Genomic DNA, 20,533 nt, shown 5'->3' with positions numbered 1-20,533 from the left:
TACTGTCCTGCGTACTGCTGGTTCGCTCCATACTGCTGCTGACCGTACTGTCCTGCGTACTGCTGGTTCGCTCCATACTGCTGCTGGCCGTACTGTCCTGCGTACTGCTGATCTGCTGCGTACTGCTGGTTTGCATCGTACTGCTGCTGACCGTACTGTCCTGCATACTGCTGGTCTGCGCTATACTGCTGACCCGCATCACCCTGCTGGTTCTGTGATGGCTGTGGACCATCGGCGCCGTTAGGATTCATTCCGTCCGGCATCTGATTCATGTTATTATCACTCATAATATCTCCCTTTCTGTGTGAATAACCATTATCCTTCCTCTGTAAATTTACACAAATACTTATAAAATGTAAACATTTTTTATTATCTCTTTATATTATGTAAGCAATGTGAAATGGCACGTTAACGCCTGATACGCCACATTGCCGGCACTAAAAATCAGCTTCACCATCGAAACTGAGGCCAAGTTTTCCAAGTATGGACTTTGGAACATAAGCCTCTATAAATATGCCATCGTCCAGATATTCCTCTGTCTGGATCTCACCATATTTGTGGATAAGTCCTGTGAGTCCTGCTTCAGAATATGCAAATGTATGCCTTATATATGACTTCTGATTTCTGAGTATTTCCTCTATCGCACTGGCAAGCTCCGGGAGTCCCTGTCCCGTGGCAGCCGAGATATACAGAGTCTTGTCCGCTCTCAGATCGCGCACACCCACCAGATCATCCTTTGATATTCTGTCTATCTTGTTGAATACAGTTATCACAGGTTTTCCCGAGTTCTCTTCTATCTTGAGCTGCTTTAATGTGCTGTACACCGTCTCTATGTTCTTATCCCAGTTTTCATCCGATGCGTCCACAACATGAAGGATGACATCACAGTATTTTGCCTCCTCCAGAGTGGAGCCAAAAGCCTCGACCAGATGATGCGGCAGCTTCCTTATAAAACCGACCGTATCGGTGAGCAGTATGTTCTGTCCCCCCGGCAGCTTGTATCCTCTTGTCGTAGGATCAAGGGTCGCAAATAATTTGTCTTCCTGTAATACTCCTGCCCCCGTGAGTGCATTCAGCAGGGTCGATTTGCCCGCATTTGTGTATCCGACTATGCCCACAACCGGCACAGCGCTCCTCTGTCTCTGCTTTCTCTGCTGGCTTCTCTGAGATTCAACGTTCCTGAGCTCCGCCTTCAGTCTGGAGATCCTGTCCCTTATGACTCGTCTGTCTATCTCCAGCTTCTTCTCTCCGGGTCCTCTCGTTCCGATTCCGCCGCCCAGTCTCGACAGCGAATCTCTCATTCCAACAAGTCTGGTTGCCCTGAACTTGAGCTGTGCAAGTTCCACCTGCAGCTTGCCCTCGTAGCTTCCAGCATGTGCTGCAAATATATCGAGAATGACCATTGTCCTGTCCATAACCTTTATGTCCAGTGCGTCCTGAAGGTTCATCAACTGTGCCGGTGACAGCTCGTCATCACAGCACACTCCTGTGGCGCCCAGCTCATATATCATCTCCCTGAGCTCCTCAACCTTTCCTCTTCCCAGATACAGGTCATTTGCAATGCGGTCCCTGTTCTGCACCAGTCGTCCCACGACCTCGGCTCCGGCTGTGTCTATGAGCTCCGTGAGCTCGTCCAGGGATGCCTGTATCTCCAGTGAGACCTCTTTCTGTGTATATCCACCTGTATCGGCGGCAAATATGATTATCTTTTCCTTTATCTTCTCTGCTTCGAGATCATAAATCGTACTTTTCCTGTCTGCCATGATCCACCTCTACTTTTCAACGGTGACTGTGACTGTGTGATAGGATGATCTGTTACCGCTGCTGTCCTGCGCACAGCACACAACTGTATAGCTGCCCGCCTTGGACTCCATTTTGTTAACAGCCACGCATATAACGTCCTGTCCAAGACTTGTGAGTGCCTGTCCATCCAGAGTCTTGCCATTGCCATCTGTGGCCACTCCTGTCCTTATCAGTGTATCACCATCCTGTGCGTTCACATAAGATGCAACAAGCTCTGCAAGCTCATCAGCCTGTCCATTGTAACTCTCCAGCTTTATCTCCACAGGAACCCTTGTTATAACAGGGGCTTCATCATCCTCCACTGTTATCTCGATACTCTTCCATATCTCCTTGCCCTGATCTGTAAAGCTGTACTTTACTGTATATTTCCCCAGCTTCATATTGTCCACGGTTCCCTCAACCTTCAACTGATCCGTTACATCCTCACGCTGTGAATTGAAGGCCCATATTCCCGCCATTGTGTCATAGTTCTCGCCCTGGTTTATGCTGTGGCTCTCCGCACCGTATATCACGGCTGTTCCTGCGGTCGGATTCTCCTCAACCATGTCTGTCGGATCCCATCCGGTCTCATCAGTGTTATCCAGTCTGGTCACCGGCACAGGTCTTCCAAGTGGTCCATAGTAATTACTGTCAAATATATCCACATATGTTCCGGCCTCACAGTTCTCGTATATCCATTTGGTATCTGCAACACACAGTCTGACGCATCCCAGTGATGCCCCTGTTCCAAGCTTGTTGAATTCCCATGTCTCAAGAGAATCCTTTGTGGTGTCAAGATATGGTACGGAATGGAACAGAGTGTCACCGTCTATCTGTGACACATACTGGCCATAACAGTTGTCAAACAGTGCAAGCCAGTCCCACTTTAGCTGTATGTTGAACAGTCCGACTGGAGTTTCTCCCACCGGTGATACCGAACAGCGCATGGCTTTAACCGGAACGGTGTAATAACCTGTGGCATCCAGCTTATATATAGTAACTATATTTTCCTGTCTGTTTATCTTGATGGCATACGGACAGCCATTGTCCGCCAGATCCTCGCCATTATAATTCTCTTCCTGCTCCGTCTCCGGAACCGCTATGTCTGTACATTCCACAGTTCCCTGAACCTTGAGTTCCGCAACCTTTTCTGTTGTTGCTGCTGAGGCATCGCCATTCGTATTATCACTGTCCGTCGATGTTCCTGTGACAACCGAGTCCTTTTCATTACGATTATCCAGTTTACTCTTAAGTCTGTAGTTTTTCACAGCAAGGCCTATGACCAGTCCCAGCAGAATGACGCCCACTGCGTATAACGCCATTCTCTCGAGCTCCGCATGTCTCTTCCTGTTACGCTTATTTTTTTGTATGTTATTCTTTTCCATATTTTCCATTTCTTTCTATAATATATGTCAAATGTTAGTATGCACAATCAAGCAATTTTTAATCGTTACACTTTAACATAACATTTTATATAACAAAATAAAACATTTTTCTTTAAAATTAAGCAAAAACCACATTGACTTTATCGCGAACTGTTGTACAATCGAATATCAGGCGCAAAAAATTAAGGAGGTTTATTATATATGAAAGATCTGACAGTCGGAAAGCCAATGAAAGTCATATGGTTATTTGCTGTTCCTATGATACTGGGACAGATCGCACAGCAGTTATACAGTTTTACAGACTCAGCCATCGTGGGCAACTACGTAAGCTCACAGGCACTCGCCGCGGTTGGCGCAACCTCAGTCATTTCGAATATGATAATAGGCTTCCTCAACAGCGGAACCATGGGACTTGCCATCCCTATAGCCAAATACTATGGTGCAAAGGACTATCACAATATGAGAAGATGTATCGGTGCATCGGCCATCATGACACTGCTGGCATCCATTGTCCTGACCGTTCTGAGTCTCATATTTATAAGGCCTATCCTGGTGCTTCTCAAAACACCAGACGACATACTGGATATGGCAGCAAGCTACGTTATAATCATAATCGTTGGAATTATATTCTGTTCATTATATAATCTGTGCGCCAACATACTGCGTGCAGTCGGAGACAGCAAGACGCCTCTTATATTCCTCGGTATATCAGTTGTACTCAATATCGTTCTGGATCTTATGTTTATAAGGGCATTTGACATGGGAGTACGGGGTGCAGCCATCGCCACCGATATATCACAGGCGCTGGCGGGCATACTTGCCCTGATCTATATACTTGTGAAGGCAAAGCATCTGATTCCGGAAAAGGATGAATACTCCGTAGAGAAGAGTGATCGGGCAGACCTCATACAGTCCGCACTTGCCATGGGATTTATGAGCTGTATAGTGAACATCGGAACGGTCATACTCCAGAGAGCCATCAATGGACTCGGAACTGATATAGTAACCGCCCACACAGCGGCAAGAAAGATATTTGATATCCTCATGTTCATGTTATATATAGTAGGAAATGCCGTGACGACATATGTAAGCCAGAATATGGGCGCAGGCAGATACGACCGGGTACATCAGGGTGTGAGGGCTGCGATCATCATAAACACGATCATAACCACTGTCATGATAATATTCGGCTGGCTGCTCAGCCCGGCACTTATAAAGCTGGTTGCAGGTACATCTGCCAGTGCCATCATAGATCCGGCCGTGAGATATGTAAGGATCGGCGTGACGTGCTTCTATGTACTTGGTCCTCTGTTCGTCCTGAGATGTGCAATGCAGGGAATGGGCAGGAAGATCGTTCCGGTCATGTCATCCACTATAGAGCTGATCGGCAAGGTACTTGCGGTTATGATCCTCACTCCAAGACTTGGATATCTCGGAGTTACCATCACAGAGCCTATCATCTGGTTCTGCTGTACGCTGATGCTCTCCATAATGTATCTCACAACCCCTGTAGAGAAGCTTGTTGAGAAGAGACGTGCTGCAAACTGATATTGCATACAAATATAAACCAACAAATAAAGCCCCACTGCCGGTGGTCTTCATCACCGCCGACAGTGGGGCTCTTTGTATGGCTAAAATGAGTATTACTTCTTATCCTTTTTGATAACGATATAGCCTGCACCAGCCATGATAAGTGATGCTATCATTATCGCAAACATTACGTCTACAGGTGACTTATCTCCTGTATTTACCACGTTCTGTCCATTTCCACCTGTGCTTCCATCCGTTGTTGCTGCTGTGGTAGCCTCAGTTGTCTTGTCGTCATTGCTAGGCTTCTCAGTTGTTGGAGCCTCGGTAGTCTGATCCTCTGTGGTTGGGTTCTCAGTTGTGGCATCGTTCTTGCCTGGATCCTCTGTATTTGAATCATCCTTGCCAGAATCTGCCGCATCCTTCTTAACCAGTGACTTGTCTGTTATGATAAGTCCATTCTTGTCCACTGGATTCTTCTTGAGCATATCATCTGTGAGCTTCACTGCCTGGATTCCATCAAAGTAGATAGTTGAGTCAACTGTCCACTTGCCAGTGTGATCCTCCGGCACGATCGAGTTGCACCATACAGCAAATTTGACTATATCCGATGCATCGAGTGTACCACCCTTCTTACCCTTGAATGAGCTGAATGGAATAGTAACATACTGTGCCTTTGTTCCCTTTACGAAATCTGTGAGGTATACCTCAAATTCCTCGCCGCTTCCATCTGTGATCTGGATCACAAGTTTCTGTCCCATACCGTCCGGCTGTACCCACATCTCAAGCGCATTATACTTTGAGAAATCATTGTTTGTAAGCTCTGACTTAATCCTTCCTGTCCACACCTCTGATCCATTTGTCTCAAGCTTATACTTGAACGCACCGCCGTATGTGCCACCGTTCTTATGTGTCTTGTTAAGAACAAAGCTTGAGCTGCATCCTGCGGCTGAGTTAGATGTGTATGTGGAATCCAGAAGTCCGTCGCTTCCTGAATAGTACTCGAAGTCCTCGATGACATTTGCAGGAGCCTTATCCTTGGCCTTTCCAAGGCTTATGTGTGACAGCTGTGCGAGCTGCTCGCCATCTGCCAAGAGTGTGATGGTTGCTGTATCTGTCTTTCCAAGCTTGCTGAGATTCTTCTCTGTAAGATCAGCCGTGTAAAGTGTTGGCTCTGATCCTGCAGCGGCAATCTCGGCTCCAGCCTCAGCGTTGAGTGTAAGCTTAACACCTGTATCAGGATTGTTGATAATGAACTGAACCTTTGATGCATTCTTAACACCAGCCTTGAGTGTTGTCGCCTTGAGGATGGTATCTCTGTCAAATGGATATACCATGTAACCCATCTGGCCCGTGTATGTATTTGCAGATACTCCTGCAAGGGTTCCCATGTTGTTGTAGAATCCTGTGTCTCCACCAAATATTGATGAGTCGTCGTTATAATACTTTATGAAGTCATTGATAAGCTCCTGTCCATGTGTAGCATCATACTTGTATGGTACATAGAAGTTGCTGTCTCCGAAGTTTGCCCATACAAGGTAGTATGGCATGTTGTTCTTCTTCGCAATGTCGTTGACTTCCTGATACCAGTTCTTTCCTGAAGCCTCTGTTCCAACCGGATTACCCTTTACGAGAAGTCCCTCGTTGTCTGAACCGTCCTTCTTCATGACTCTGACACCGCACTCAGCGATGGCTGGTATCTTGCCTCTCTTTGCAGCTATTGATGACACGATATTACATGTTGTATCAAGACTGTCAAAGAAAGAGTTGTCTGCTGCTGCAGGGTACGAATTGTAATCGTTGTAATAGTCAAATGCAAGGATATCTACATACTCATCGCCTGGATAGTATGACACGTAAGCTGCCTCTGATGTTACAGGTCCGTTTGGCGAGTATACCCAGAGAAGGTTGTGTACACCGCTCTGCTCCATGTAATCCTTGGTATATCTGTAGAGAGACTTGTATGTCTCAGCTGTGTTCATTGATCCCCACCAGAACCAGCTTCCTGTATTCTCGTGGAATGGTCTGATCATGATAGGTATTCCGGCAGCCTGAAGCTGTGATGCGTAGTCTGCGATCACATCGAGGTAAGCTGTAAATACCTCATTGTACTCTCCACCTGGGAGAATCTGCTTTACTATGTCATTTGACAGATCCTTGGACTCTGAGAAATCACATCCGTAGAAACTGTATGTTCCATCCGAGTTCTTCACTATCTTGGAGCTGGAGAAGTTTGGCATATGCATTGACAATGACACGATCGCACCATTTGCCGCTGCAGTCTTGCTGTATGCCACTGAGTTTGCCAGTGCCGAAGCCGCGTCTGAACCGCCTGCCTCCGAGCCTGTAACTGCCAGTGAGTCGATTCCGAACACACCGCTGACCTGTCCAGTCACATCATATACATCACCGAGTGACGCCTGTGGATTTACGCTTCTGCTCACATCATTCTGATGTCCGAACAGAACCTGATCACTATTCATGAGCGTATTCAGGTATGCCGCAAGTGCCTTTGCACTGTCTGCTGCATTCGCATCGCTCACTCTAACTGATGATGGCATCTGTGAAAGATCCGCTGGTGAACCAGCACCAGGAGTCTCTGTTATCTCGACAAAATCCTTTGTTGTATCTGCCTGTGACAGAACAAGATTATCAAGATATACATTTCCCTTAAAGCTTGTGCTGCTTCCTATGATTCCTATTGTCACATCTTTGAGTGGTTTATCTGTCGGAGTAAATCCCATAGTAACTGTAACTTTCTTTAATCCATCGCCGATATCCTCTGCATCATCATCGATGGTCGTATCTTTATTTATTATTCCATCTGCAAAAAACTTGATCTTGCTTCCCTTGAGCTTTGCCGGGTAGATTATATCCACACTGAGCTGATTGTACTGGCTCACATCCATAGCCTCTGTAGGAACACACTTAACCTTTGCCTCACTCCATGAAGAAGTTGAATCTGCTGAGTAGTCAACAGAAACCTTAAGTCTCTCATTTGCACTGTCATATGATATGTCAGGTGTGGCATTACCGGCCTTGTTGGCTGCATCGCCGTGCTTGTATGCATATCCGGCCTCTGTGCTCCACTTGTCATAATCCTCAGCCGATGAGAGATCTGAGATCACAGCAGGATCTCTCTGCTCAAGTCCGCCGCTGCTCTCCTTAACATCAAGTACCTTAACGTTGCTTATTGTGATCTTGCCAGCATATGCTGAGTTGGAATTGTACTGGAATACGATCTCCTGTACATTTCCCACCTCTGATACATCAAATGCAAATGATATATCGCACTTGCCATCGACAAAGTTCTCAGCCTTGATGAACGGATAGTCGCCTGACTTGACGTAATCCCAGCTGTCGCCTGTCTTCATGGCACATGCAAGCTGGATCGCATTGTATGATCCGTCTGATGCCTCAGCGCCGTCAAGGCCTGATATATCGCCATCAAGTGAAACTGTAGCTGTAAGCTTTGCCTTTGCTCCAACTTTGACATTGTCTACTGTAGGAAGATCTGTATAGCTTTCTGTATCATTGCTGGCAAATGCCTTGTCTGTCCACTTTGCATCGCTTGCTGTGTCAAATACAAGGCTTGCATCTGCGAAGTTTCCAGCCTCTGTCTCAGTTGTAGTCGGCTTCTTGCCACTCTCTACCTTGTCAACTGCAACGCCGCCGATGAGAACCTTTCCTGTAAATGCTGAGTTTGCATTGTACTGGAATACGATCTCCTGAACATCGCCTGCATCCACTCCGTTAAAGTTGAACTCTACGCTGCACTTGCCATCTGTAAAGTTCTCACTCTTTAAGAATGGATAGTCATCTGACTTGACATATGTCCAGCTGTCGCCTGCCTTGATAGCGCAAGCAAGCTGGATCGCATTATATGATCCGTCTGACGCCTCAGCACCGTCAAGGCCTGATATATCGCCATCAAGTGAAACCGTAGCTGTGAGTTTCGCCTTTTCACCTACAGTTGCACCCTCTATTCTCGCCATATCAGCATATGTATCGCTGTCATTGCTGGCGTACGCCTTATCCTTCCATGTCGTATCTGAAGCAGCGTCAAATGTGAGAACTGCATCTGAACTGCTCCATACTGTATTGTCTGTGATCGAAGGTGCTGCCACACCTGTCACATTTCCTGTTGCTGATGATCCGCCACCTGGCTCTTCTCCTGAATCATCACTCTGAATCTCTACATCAGATATTGATATTGTTCCAGTATATGCAGAGTTTGAATTGTACTGGAATATTATCTCGTTCGCAGCTCCTGTATCCTCCACATCAAATGCAAATGACACCTGTGTCTTGCCATCTGTAAAATTTTCCGCTTTAAGGAATGGATAATCATCAGACTTGGTGTATGTCCATCCATCGCCAGTCTTGATTGCACAGGAAAGCTGGATCGCATTATACGTTCCGTCAGCAGCCTCCGCACCATCCAATCCTGAAAAATCTCCATTAAGTGTTACATTTGCCGTGAGCACAGCCTTTTTACCCACAGACACATCATCGATCCTGCCTAACTCTGGGTATGTACCTTCATCATTGCTGGCATAAATTTTATCTGTCCACTTGGCATCTGCGCCAGTGTCAAATACCAGTTTGTCTGTAGTGATGCTCCACGCCATTTCCGCAGACGGCTCTGCTGCATCAGCTGAGACTATTGCCCCTGCACTTCCCCAGAATGAGCCAACCATTGCAACTGCACATGTCACAGCAACAAGTCTTGTTCTAAATCTCACCATATTTCCTTACCCTTTCTTTTTTGTGATATTCCTCCACTTTACTCACCACGAACAGCCTAATTCGTGATTAATATTTATACATATACTTATATTAACTCATTTTTTAATTGTTGAACATGTCATTAATTACCGAATATTTAAGTTGTTTTTTATTGCTTTTGCACGCCATATTAGTCAATAATTTAAGTTATTTGCAATTAATATTAGTTTCTTGTTACCGCACGGATTGTTACAGCTCGCAGAGCGGGCAATCAGTGGTTTAACACACGTTGTAATTAATACATAAAAAAGCCAGCTGGCATAATACCAACTGGCTTTATATTAGTTTATTCATTTTTCAAATATTGAAGTATCTAATCAAAATATCTGAATGCTTCCACACATGCCATTGATTCTTCCACTATATTATAAATATCTATGAAAAAATTCGTTGTGCCTAGAGATTAAACTTACCGGAATATAAACTATCAGGGTACGAATTGCATCTACTCATAACATGCACTGCATGAACTTGTATATGTACCAACCTCTTATAAGCACTGGTCTTGCGGTATGTGATATGACCTGATGCCCTTGAAACACCACTCATATCTTGTGTTTTGAACAATCACGATGGATCAAATCTGGTATCAAATACCTGCGTCCTGGCACTTCAATCATGCTATATACAGCATCTACATGTGGACTGATTCAAGATTTATCTTAAAGGCATCTCGTGTGGAAACAACTTCCCAGTTCTGAGTTACCATCATGATAAAAATGTTCTTCAATTGTCTCCAACGGAACCTCCTCCTTTCGTGAACTTGTACCACGGATCTCTGTTTCCTGCGCACCATGTGTAAAGTCTTTTTCACGATTCTATAAATCTCTGAGATAACTTCGTACATGTTACGTGTCACGGGTGACAATCTATGGTGTGCCATCTGTATCTTTTTCAAATGGCCGTTCTTTAATGTACCTTTATTATACATGATGCAAGGCAAATCGTCAACATATTTTTTGACAATTTATCAATTTTATTGTCATTGTTGTTGCGTTTTATCATCAAATTGTCTTTTATGTATATAATTGCGTGAATATTATACACATTTCATCTGTCCATCTTCTATCCTTACGATACGATCGGCCTGATCTGCTATATTTCCATCGTGAGTAACCATAATTATAGTCTGTCCATCTTCACTCTGCAGTTCTCTAAGCAGTCTCAGGACTTCTTTTCCTGATTGAGAGTCCAGATTTCCGGTAGGTTCATCGCAGAGCAACACTTTTGGTTTGTGTATGAGCGCTCTGGCTATCGCAACCCTCTGCTGCTGTCCACCGGACAACTGTGACGGATAATGTGTCAGTCTCTCTGAAATTCCAAGTTTTTCAGTAAGCTTATCAAAGTACTCCTCATCTACCTTAACCTTATCTATCATCATTGGCAGGAATATATTTTCCTTTGCTGTCAGCTCTGGCACCAGATTGAAGAACTGGAATACGAAACCTATATTTTTTCTGCGGAATTTTGCAAGCTGTGCATCTGAATATCTGAGTATATCTTCATCATCATAGAATATCTCTCCTTCTGCCTTTGTATCCAGTCCGCCCATCAGATGTAGCAATGTTGACTTTCCACTGCCTGATGTTCCTATAATCGCCGTAAATTTTCCATACTCAAATTCCACGTTACAGTTGCGAAGTGCATGAACAGCATTTGTTCCTTCACCATACGTCTTATTTAAATCCTTTATCTGAATCATATGCATCGTCCCCCTTACTCTTTTTCAGCCAGATCATCAATTATCTCTTCCGATTTCTTCTTATGAATGACCAGCACCGTAATAATCGTCGAAATCACAACAAGGAATGTTCCTATCAGTACCAACGCTCTTCCCACAGGGACAACAAATATCTCGCTGTCGAATAGAAATACATGCTGGAGTCTCGTTACCTCTTTTATAACATCTGCATCGACGTTCCATAAATCTGTCTCCGGCCAGTTGAACATGTTTAGCGCCTGTTCGTACTTGTAGCGCAAAAGCCATCTCATGCCATACACCATACCGGCTCCGACAGCACATGATACCAGGGCATTTCTTATGTTATGCCATATAAACGTCATGTTCCATGAGTGCTTCTCCATTCCAAGAGCCCGCATGATCGCCACGTTCCGCCTGCCATTCTGGTAACGCATGGTGACAAGTTCCCAATATCCCCATGCCGCCATGATAAGAAGAATAAAGAACAGACATATTGTGCTCGCATACTGTGATATATATGCCTCACGATACTCCTTATCACACTCATCTATCGTTCGTATCCTGAGTTCCATTGAAGAGTCCAATATGTCAGCAAACCTGGATACAACTCTATCAATATCTCCCCTGTTGCTTAGAGATATATATGTAACGTCATAACATGTCTTAAACATCCCAATACTGACTGCTGTGTCCTGTGAGGCCACTATTGCATATCCATACTGTGAAGCTCTGCCAAGACCTGCATACAATATCGGATCGCTCTCCTTTGTGGTCTCCGGAATCACAATTATCGCATCCACGATTTCAACAGTCTCCTTGTATTCGCCTTTTCCGTTCACTGTCATTGTATGCATTACATCGCCTATCTTATATGGCGACTCCGCGGTCATTCCGTCATATTCATATTCAACACACGCCACACCATTTTTATGGGTACCTATTGACCCCTCTTTTACATATTTATCCAGCTTTCTCATTCCGTTATCATCCAGCCATATCGCTGGAACATTGAAATAAAATCTATCGTCTGCATGATAGAATTCTTCTGTATCTTCAGGAAACTGGACCTCCGCCTGCCACAATCCATCCGGAATATCCTCGTCATTTCTATCATAAAATATATCAAAGCCATCGTTTGTGGAGAAACTCTCTATTGACTTTACTTCGTTCATATCCGCAATGCTCTTGCGCCCATCCTCAGTAAGTCCTGTATCTGTAAGCAATACTCCACCAGTAATCCCCGACCCCTGATCATAAAGGCATATATCTACATCACTGGTTTCCATATCCAATTGTCCATATGTATAATATGTGTCTCTGTCCAGATCATCATTGTGAAAATATCCTTTTCCCTTGCCGTCCATAGAGCAGAATGCGTAGCACATCACCGCCGCAAACAGGATCAGGGCAACAGACAACATCTGCATTATATTTGCAAATGGAATACCGGAAACCACCGATTTGATTCTCCCGAATGATCTCACACGATCTCTTCTTATAAGTCTTCTTGATTTTATATGAAGGTATATATAAAAAAGTAAATATCCAAGAGTAAATGTACCTGTTGCACACACAACAGAGATTACAAATGGATTTTCTGTAATCTGCTGTACACACCACTCCACTGTATAACCGCGCAATTTAGGCAGCCTCAGAAAACGACTTTGAATCTCGAGTATGGCCTCATATACAGTGATTCCAACGACTCCACCGCATATCACTCCTGAAACCAGCAGGATTCCCCATTCCAATATATGTATCCAAGCCACTTTCATCCGGCTGGCTCCTATATCTCTCACGATATCCAGGGATTTCTGCCTCTCGCTCATAACAGTTATCATCACGCCAAACAGGGATATAGCCGACAAGATCACAGCAATAACACTGAAATATAGTATTCCCTGGACAGAGTCCGACAGATAACTTTCGCTGTTAAGCTTCTCGTTTCCAAGGGTAATGTTGCAGATATCTTCTGCAGCCGATCTGCTGCGGCCGGATCTTGGCCATATTCCAGTTTTGTCATAATAATCCTGCGCAAACTCTTCCATAGCGCTCTCCGACTGCTCTGTTATCTCGTCATCACCATACAGTGAGACAGCAGTATATACGAATGTATTCTCATCCAAATCACAGTCATCCCGCCACAGATATATAGTTGGCATCTGTACTTCCGAAAGGTCAGATCCCCAGTCTACTCTGTTCTCCTTAAGATCTCTTCTGCTGTCTGTACACAATACACCTGTGATAGTAAACGTAATCTGTCCCACATGTCTACCTGTTCTCAACAGATATGTATCATCCAAATCATAACTGTCAAATGTTACTTCCTTTCCAACATACGAGTCAGGATCAACAGTAAAAAACATATCCTCCAACACATAATCGTACACTGCTGCCTCCCCGGTTTTTTCAGGGAATCTTCCCGCCGAAAGCTTTACATATTCAAGATCCTCTGCCGCATCGTCAATATATGTACCATATGTATACTGTGTTTTGTCATTTCCCAGCTTTCCACATATAGCCGTACGCCCGATCATGCTGACCCTTTTGTCTTCTGACATCTCCTCATAGGCATCACTGCCAAGATTGCTATACAGATAAAATGTCTTACTACTTCCCCGCAGCTTGTCATCATACTGCCGTCTACATTCTGTTCTCTCCATCAAAAGTGCAATCAACAGGAAAGCCGTTAATATCACTATCGAGGTAAGCATGCTCGCAAACTGCTTTTTATGATATCTCCAGTATTTTGTTATCAGAAATAAGTTTGTTTTCATATGTCCCCCCTATCTTAAATTATCCCCCATGTTGTCCCTGCTTTTATAATAAACTTATATACATATATTCCGCAATATATGGGAATCTTAAATCTTCTTCAAAAAAATAACAGGAGCCCTACATATGAGACTCCTGTTATTTGACATTTTATATTAGTGCCTGATATTTTACTGGTGATAATAACTCAGGAAATCAGCCAGCTTTGCGGTTGCCTCCTTGAGTATCTCCATATTTGGAAGATATACTATCCTGAAGTGATCCGGATCCTTCCAGTTAAATCCCGTTCCGCATGTGACGAGGATGTGCTTATCTCTCAGAAGATCAAGAGCGAACTGTTCATCATTTGTGATGTTGAACTTCTCCTTGTCAAGTTTCGGGAATATGTAGAACGCTGCCTCCGGCTTAACCACACTTATTCCCGGTATATCGCAGAGTGCTTTGTATATATACTCCCTCTGATCATAGATCCTTCCTCCCGGCAAGAGCAGCTCATCTGCACTCTGGTAGCCTCCAAGACAGGTCTGAACTATACTCTGAGCAGGAACATTCGAGCAAAGTCTCATGGATGACAGGAGGTTAAGTCCCTCTATGTATCCCTTCACATTGCTCTTGTTTCCACACAGACACATCCAGCCAACTCTGTAACCTGCAACTCGGTGGGACTTGCTCAGTCCGTTAAAGCTTATGGTGAAAAGATCTGGTGCCAGAGATGCAAGAGCTACATGCTCCTTATCGTCCATGACAAGTCTGTCATATATCTCATCAGCAAAAAGGATAAGCTCATTCTCCCTTGCAACCTGAACTATCTGCTCAAGAACCTCCTTTGGATAGAGAGCTCCTGTAGGGTTGTTAGGGTTGATGACTACGATTCCTTTTGTTCTTGATGTTATCTTTTTCTTGATATCTTCTATATCCGGATACCAGTTGGACTGCTCATCACAAAGATAATGAACCGCTGTTCCTCCTGCCAGGTTAACAGAAGCCGTCCACAACGGATAGTCAGGCATCGGGACAAGTATCTCATCTCCCGAATCAAGCAGTCCCTGCATGGACATGGTGATAAGTTCGCTGACTCCATTTCCTGTATATATGTCATCGATTCCCACATTTGGAATATTCTTCAGCTGGCAATACTGCATGATCGCCTTTCTTGCAGAGAAAAGTCCCTTTGAATCCGAATATCCCTCGGTATCTCTGAGGTTATATGCCATATCCCTTACAACTTCATCAGGTGCCATAAGTCCGTGCGGTGCAGGATTTCCTATGTTCAGTTTGAGGACATTTACCCCTTCAGCCACCATTCTGTTTGCCTCGTCCATAACAGGACCTCTTATGTCGTAACACACATTGTCAAGCTTTGATGATTTTTCGAATTTTCTCATGATACACACTCCTTTATATCTCTTAATCCCTTGTTGTCTGTGTTTGCTGATTGTTGGTTTTAACTTGCGTTTTCTTCGAGATTACTGCGCATCTTCGATGCTCCCGTAATCTCTGCACGACATTCACACTCCGCCCTACCGGGCTTCGTGTTTCATGTCGCGCGCGGGTGACAATTGTCTGCCGATGCCCGCGAGCAAGCTCGCGCATCGCAGCCGCTTGTCACCCTGAAAACGCAAAATAAAAGCCCTAAGCATACTTATAATATGCTTAGGGCGAACTTTCTTGTCCGTGTTACCACCTAAATTCAGGAACTTATTCCTGCTCTCAGCCGACAGCCATCACTATCGTTGTTCCTATAACGTGGAACCTTCCGTTGACCACTACCCGGAAAACTTTCGCGGTCACAGCTCGGGGACTGCTTCCTTAAGGTGTCCTATAGGCTCGCACCAAACGCCTACTCTCTGAAGTGACAGTGACTTAAGTACTCCTTCCTGTCTTTGCCTTTATCTGATTTTTAGGATAGCATTCTGATGTCGTGTTGTCAAACAGTTTTTTTATTTCATAAATGCACACTCATCCTCGTTACAGAGTATTCCCTCTGGATTGTACATATTCATATGGAATATATGGCCGCTGTCAGGATTGTTCTGTCCATACGCTTTTGTGATATGTGCAACTCCAACTTTGTTCAGCACCTCATCCAACGCTTTTGTATGTGATGCCAGATCATCATTTACACTGTACATGAGGTACGCCTCCGGGAAATCAGTATTTATATAATCAAGCTGATCCATAAACAACTTGTATTGTTCCTCAGTCACAGCATATGCCTGGCTTATTTTCTTACTTTCACATTTTTCAGCTTTGTCGTGTGAACTTGTTTTTCCGTCACTATTCTGGTCATCATCCACATCATTTCTCAGATACCATGCGGATATATTGTCATTTCTCTCTGCCATCTTGTATGCACCACAGTTAAGGCATACCTTCTTAGGCAGTAGATCATATGTGAAGAAATCAAGCTTTGCCCTGTAATCGCTGTTTGATGCTATGATGCAATAATTTGCCGTGAGCTGTGCCCCCGCCGAATCACCGACCATATAGAAATTATCAATGTCTATTCCAAGTGTCTGCGCATTCTCATGGATATACCGAATGAGATACGCCACATCCTCTATGGCCGCAGGATATTTGTTCTGCGGTGACAATCTATAGTTAAAGTTCACCACCACGTACCCGTGCTCCGCAAGAAGGCAGCAATAGTGGCTGTACAGTTCCTTGTCACCATAGAACCAACCTCCGCCATGCACGCTCACTATCACCGGATATTTTCTGTTTTCATCTGTCATATACGATATTGGAACGCAGATATCCATGTAGCTGTTAGATGTATAGCTTGCAGAATCCACGTCTGCGGCATCCCCGGAATCGGCAAAGAATATAATGTTCCTCTCTACACCTTTGTCCCATGTTTCAATCAGCTCATTGAAACGGACCTCATCAAGCTCCTTTTTGTAATCCAGATTCTTTATCTGTACAACATTTGCCGGATATTCAAGCCCTCTGTCTCTCGCCGCATCACTTGCTTTCCAGGCGTGGCGCATATTTACCCATGCCGGAAGATTCTTCTCCACCGCACCGCGGCTGAATATCTCTGCTACGTTCTTCATCATTCTTTCTCTGTCCATAATTTCCTCCATTATTTTAATCTCTGTGCTGTATCCTGAAATAGTCCAGGTACTTTTTAAACTTATCCTGCGCAGTAAGGCAGGTATCCCGCAGATATCCTCTTTCTCTATTCCATTCTGAAAGTCCTCTATAGTAATACCATTTGAGATCTTCATCTATGATAAATGGAATTATATCATATTTCAGACACTCCTTGAACAATATCAGCCTGCCAACCCTGCCATTGCCATCTTGAAACGGATGAATACTTTCAAATTCATGGTGAAAATCCAGAATATCATCTAGTGTCTTTTCATTGAGCTTGCGGTATCTTGCAAGGAGATTTTTCATTTTCTCTGGAACTTCTTCCGGCAAAGCCGTATCATGACCGCCCACCTCATTCGGAACTTTCTTGTAATCTCCCACCGCAAACCATTCTTTTCGTGAGTCCTGAGTTCCATTCTTTAGAATCAAATGCAGCTCCTTTATCATTTTCTCACTTAATAAGTTCTTTGCATCATCGATCACCAGATCTATACACCTGAAATGATTGGTCGTCTCGACTATATCGTCAACATTTATCGCCTGATCACTCACGCCTATAGTATTTGTCTCATATATATACCGTGTCTGATCATGACTGAGCCTGCTGCCCTCTATATGATTGGAATTGTAAGTGAGATCCACCTGTATCTTATGATAAATGCCACCTTTAATTCCATTTTTTTTCTCTTCTCTCAGCACAGTCAGCAGATCCCGGTTCTCTTCTCCCGCAGATTGACGCATTGGTTTCTGCGCAGAATCCGGTATATTCCACGTCTTTCCCGTCAGAAAAGCCCCAGGAATCTTATCATGAGCGCAGTAATTCCTAACGGTTCGTTCTGACACATTCCATTTTTTTGCAGTCTCTGCAACTGAAATATAACCCATGAAAATCCCTCCTTTTACGCAATGGGCTTTTATCATCTGCACAGTGTTTTGTATATAGATAGTATATGCCGTTACCGGCAAGAAATCAACTTTTTCAAAATTTGAAATCGGTCATTTCTTGCCGATAACGGCATATCTTACATTACTCATATATAGGTTCAAAGTCGTCTGCTCCGTGTCCACACAGGGGACATACGTAATCTGCAGGGAGCTCACTTCCCTCATATACATAGTTACATATCTTGCAGCGCCATCCCACTATCTTCTTATCTGTCTTAGGAGGCTTGTCTGCCTTTGGCTTTACATGTGCCTGATAATCAGCATATGTGAGAGGAGCCTTGTCTGACAGCATCTTTGCATCAACCACCTCCGCGATGAACAACGTGTGCGTTCCGAGATCATGGCTCTCAACTACCTTGCCACTGATAACCGCACAGGCATACCAGCCCATGTAAGGGATTCCGTTGACATCCTCCGGCATCTTTATTCCGGAGGTTTTGTCCACGTCTCTTCCCGACTGGAAACCGAAGTGCTTTATCGAGTCAAATGTACACTGCTCGTCAAGTACACTGAGGGCAAACACACCACTCTCCTTTAGCAGATCACATGTGTAATTCGTGTTGAGAACCGATATCGCAACCCGCGTTGGATTGTTCGCCACCTGTATACAGGTGTTGATGATGCAGCCATTTGCCTTGTCGCCCAGCTTTGTGGACAACATGAAAATCCCGTATGATAAACTGTAGATCGCCTTTTTATCCATGATAATAACCTCCTTGTCAATCATAATTAATCAGTTATATAGATTTATTCTCAATAAGATATTTCTATAATACCACATTATCATGCAAAAAGCTCCCCCTGTTTATCACAGGGAGAGCCTTTATTTAGTGAATAAATCTATCTCTCAACAGATATTATGTCATTTATTCCGTTGTCTGATTCCTGATAAAATACTTTTATTTTATCCCCGCTCTGTATAAATATCAGTTCCTCGTTCTCTGAGAAATCCTGCTTGTATACATTGCCATTTTCATCCGTGATATACACATATGTCGTCTCATCCATGTTGATATATTTGATATCAGCTACCGTGATCTGTCTGTTTGGTATATCGTCCGTCATGCTCTGCGTACTCTTAAGTCCGTTCTCTGCCAGCAGCTTGTTGTATGCCGCAAGTGCGTCCTTCTGGGTAGTGCCTGTAGCTACAATATTGTACTTCTCCACATCGACAAGCGCATACATCTTTACCAGGCCACCGTTGTCCTTTAAGACCATGATGTAGGTTGGTATTCCGCTGATATTGATGAGTGATGGGAAGGATGCCTTATAACCAAGATGCTGTACCTGTCCCTCTGCCGATGACATGGCTGAGTATTCCTCTGCACCTGCTACTTTGTAATATTTGCTCTCTCCTGTCCGGAGATTCATCATGGCAAATCCTATGTTGGACTCGTCACCATTTACCGATGTGACACCTGTATATACCCACACATCGCCGTCCATAACCTTGTAACCATAATCATCCGTAGTCCTCTTGCAACCCTTATTGCCAAATACGCTGTTCCAGTAGCCGCCTGAGAGCTCGCCGTACCAGTCGTATTTCTGGCACACCAGGTCTCCATCATATACACGGTCCACCCAGTGTGGAACATCACTGACTTCATGGTACTCTGTATCGCCCGTACACGGATCGCATATAACCACGCCCTTTACATCCTTTGCACCGAAGAGTCCTGCATGCGACTCAAGAACCGGACAGATGTAATATGGATTGCCATCGTCACTGAGCTCCAGATAGAAACCTTCAAATATATATGTCGGATAAGCCATCTGGACATGTCTGTACAGGTTCTTGTTGAAATACGCTGAAGGTGAATACACTATAGGCTTTTCAGTCTGTATATAGTGTGCCTCATTCTTTACAGGATCCACAAGAACATAACCCGGGATTCCGTTCTTCCTGTTGTTCATATATTTGATGAATCCCGCATAGTTGAGTGCTGCAACCTTCATCGGCGCGCCATTATAATCTATAGTGCTGTAATTGCCGCTGACCTCGTACTGGCTGACCACATCCGAGAGTGAACCGACGGCTCTCTCACCTATGATCCTCGCTGTGCTTGTATCCATCAGCGCAATGTCATTTATCTGCCTGCTCTCCGGGATATCTGTCTGGAAATCTCCATCCTCTATATTGATGAGACTTGCATACTTTGATGCACAAAACAGTTTGGATGACGCCGCCACCATAATGAGTCCGACCGCTATCATTATTACTACTATCCATGCTGCCGGTTTCGTTGCTTTCGTTGCAACACTTCTGGTATCATTACTCTCCACCGTGAAATCAAGCGTACAAAAGCCAACAAGCGCAACTGAAATGACCATCCATACCCAGAAACTTGTACTCTGTATGTTGATCGCCGGTGTTGCCGCATAATAGTATATAAGCTCTCCCACAACAAGCACTGCAAATGCTATCACATTCCATTTGCCGAGCCTTCCTGGGGGCTTTGCAAATATCTCCTTTGCCGCTCCTGTGCTTTTCTTTTTCTTTGTCTGTTTACCCATGTTGCCCTTCTTTCCG

12 protein-coding genes and 1 other annotated feature are annotated in these 20,533 nt (G+C 44.3%); of the genes, 1 reads left to right on the top strand and 11 read right to left on the bottom strand.

All coding sequences use genetic code 11. The features are described 5' to 3' along the window. From DWW60_RS13525 to DWW60_RS10270, 3 genes are all read right to left on the bottom strand, one after another. Positions 1 to 287, bottom strand: a 287-nt coding sequence (locus DWW60_RS13525; RefSeq protein WP_199414458.1) for a hypothetical protein, incomplete at its 3' end; no start/stop codon positions are given. A gap of 150 nt (positions 288 to 437) precedes the next feature. After that, positions 438 to 1,763 carry a GTPase HflX gene (gene hflX, locus DWW60_RS10275; RefSeq protein WP_117875320.1) on the bottom strand — a complete coding sequence of 442 codons (1,326 nt, stop codon included), beginning with the start codon at positions 1,761 to 1,763 and terminating at the stop codon, positions 438 to 440. A 9-nt stretch (positions 1,764 to 1,772) separates the two neighbouring features. After that, positions 1,773 to 3,167: a L,D-transpeptidase family protein gene (locus DWW60_RS10270; protein WP_117875319.1), complete on the bottom strand. Its 1,395-nt coding sequence runs from the start codon at positions 3,165 to 3,167 to the stop codon at positions 1,773 to 1,775. 201 nt (positions 3,168 to 3,368) lie between these two features. Between DWW60_RS10270 and DWW60_RS10265 the strand changes: the two genes are divergently transcribed. Next, entirely contained in the window at positions 3,369 to 4,715 is a 1,347-nt protein-coding gene (locus tag DWW60_RS10265; protein WP_117549842.1) for an MATE family efflux transporter, read from the top strand. Positions 4,716 to 4,810: 95 nt separating this feature from the next. On the opposite strand, the gene DWW60_RS10260 is transcribed toward DWW60_RS10265, so the two are convergent. The 8 genes from DWW60_RS10260 to DWW60_RS10225 form a co-directional block, all read right to left on the bottom strand. Beyond that, entirely contained in the window at positions 4,811 to 9,442 is a 4,632-nt protein-coding gene (locus DWW60_RS10260; protein ID WP_117875318.1) for a glycosyl hydrolase, read from the bottom strand. Positions 9,443 to 10,521: 1,079 nt separating this feature from the next. Further along, on the bottom strand, positions 10,522 to 11,190 hold the full coding sequence (locus DWW60_RS10255; RefSeq protein WP_055280349.1) for an ABC transporter ATP-binding protein: 669 nt from the start codon (positions 11,188 to 11,190) through the stop codon (positions 10,522 to 10,524). Positions 11,191 to 11,198: 8 nt separating this feature from the next. After that, positions 11,199 to 13,961: an FtsX-like permease family protein gene (locus tag DWW60_RS10250; RefSeq protein ID WP_117875317.1), complete on the bottom strand. Its 2,763-nt coding sequence runs from the start codon at positions 13,959 to 13,961 to the stop codon at positions 11,199 to 11,201. Positions 13,962 to 14,129: 168 nt separating this feature from the next. Further along, entirely contained in the window at positions 14,130 to 15,344 is a 1,215-nt protein-coding gene (locus DWW60_RS10245; protein ID WP_015534380.1) for an aminotransferase class I/II-fold pyridoxal phosphate-dependent enzyme, read from the bottom strand. A 266-nt stretch (positions 15,345 to 15,610) separates the two neighbouring features. Further along, positions 15,611 to 15,852: a binding site (T-box leader), on the bottom strand. Positions 15,853 to 15,899: 47 nt separating this feature from the next. Next, positions 15,900 to 17,033 (bottom strand): alpha/beta hydrolase, encoded by a 1,134-nt coding sequence (locus DWW60_RS10240; RefSeq protein ID WP_117875316.1) that lies wholly within the window; start codon positions 17,031 to 17,033, stop codon positions 15,900 to 15,902. Between the two features lie 16 nt (positions 17,034 to 17,049). Next, on the bottom strand, positions 17,050 to 17,943 hold the full coding sequence (locus DWW60_RS10235; RefSeq protein WP_117875315.1) for a Fic family protein: 894 nt from the start codon (positions 17,941 to 17,943) through the stop codon (positions 17,050 to 17,052). Positions 17,944 to 18,085: 142 nt separating this feature from the next. Then, positions 18,086 to 18,706, bottom strand: coding sequence for a flavin reductase (locus DWW60_RS10230; RefSeq protein ID WP_117875314.1), 621 nt, complete (start codon positions 18,704 to 18,706; stop codon positions 18,086 to 18,088). 137 nt (positions 18,707 to 18,843) lie between these two features. Next, entirely contained in the window at positions 18,844 to 20,517 is a 1,674-nt protein-coding gene (locus DWW60_RS10225) for a hypothetical protein (protein WP_117875313.1), read from the bottom strand. Positions 20,518 to 20,533: the final 16 nt, after the last annotated feature.

Source organism: Coprococcus sp. AF16-22 (assembly GCF_003461545.1).
GTDB lineage: Bacteria > Bacillota > Clostridia > Lachnospirales > Lachnospiraceae > Coprococcus > Coprococcus aceti.
The sequence above is the reverse complement of the archived record's forward strand: the minus strand, read 5'-3'. Positions and strand labels throughout refer to the sequence as shown.

Excerpts from the sequence above, each read along its gene's own strand:
- hflX (WP_117875320.1), bottom strand. The coding sequence starts at position 1,763 with ATGGCAGACAGGAAAAGTACGATTTATGATCTCGAAGCAGAGAAGATA.
- DWW60_RS10270 (WP_117875319.1), bottom strand. The coding sequence starts at position 3,167 with ATGGAAAAGAATAACATACAAAAAAATAAGCGTAACAGGAAGAGACAT.
- DWW60_RS10265 (WP_117549842.1), top strand. The coding sequence starts at position 3,369 with ATGAAAGATCTGACAGTCGGAAAGCCAATGAAAGTCATATGGTTATTT.
- DWW60_RS10260 (WP_117875318.1), bottom strand. The coding sequence starts at position 9,442 with ATGGTGAGATTTAGAACAAGACTTGTTGCTGTGACATGTGCAGTTGCA.
- DWW60_RS10255 (WP_055280349.1), bottom strand. The coding sequence starts at position 11,190 with ATGCATATGATTCAGATAAAGGATTTAAATAAGACGTATGGTGAAGGA.
- DWW60_RS10250 (WP_117875317.1), bottom strand. The coding sequence starts at position 13,961 with ATGAAAACAAACTTATTTCTGATAACAAAATACTGGAGATATCATAAA.
- DWW60_RS10245 (WP_015534380.1), bottom strand. The coding sequence starts at position 15,344 with ATGAGAAAATTCGAAAAATCATCAAAGCTTGACAATGTGTGTTACGAC.
- DWW60_RS10240 (WP_117875316.1), bottom strand. The coding sequence starts at position 17,033 with ATGGACAGAGAAAGAATGATGAAGAACGTAGCAGAGATATTCAGCCGC.
- DWW60_RS10235 (WP_117875315.1), bottom strand. The coding sequence starts at position 17,943 with ATGGGTTATATTTCAGTTGCAGAGACTGCAAAAAAATGGAATGTGTCA.
- DWW60_RS10230 (WP_117875314.1), bottom strand. The coding sequence starts at position 18,706 with ATGGATAAAAAGGCGATCTACAGTTTATCATACGGGATTTTCATGTTG.
- DWW60_RS10225 (WP_117875313.1), bottom strand. The coding sequence starts at position 20,517 with ATGGGTAAACAGACAAAGAAAAAGAAAAGCACAGGAGCGGCAAAGGAG.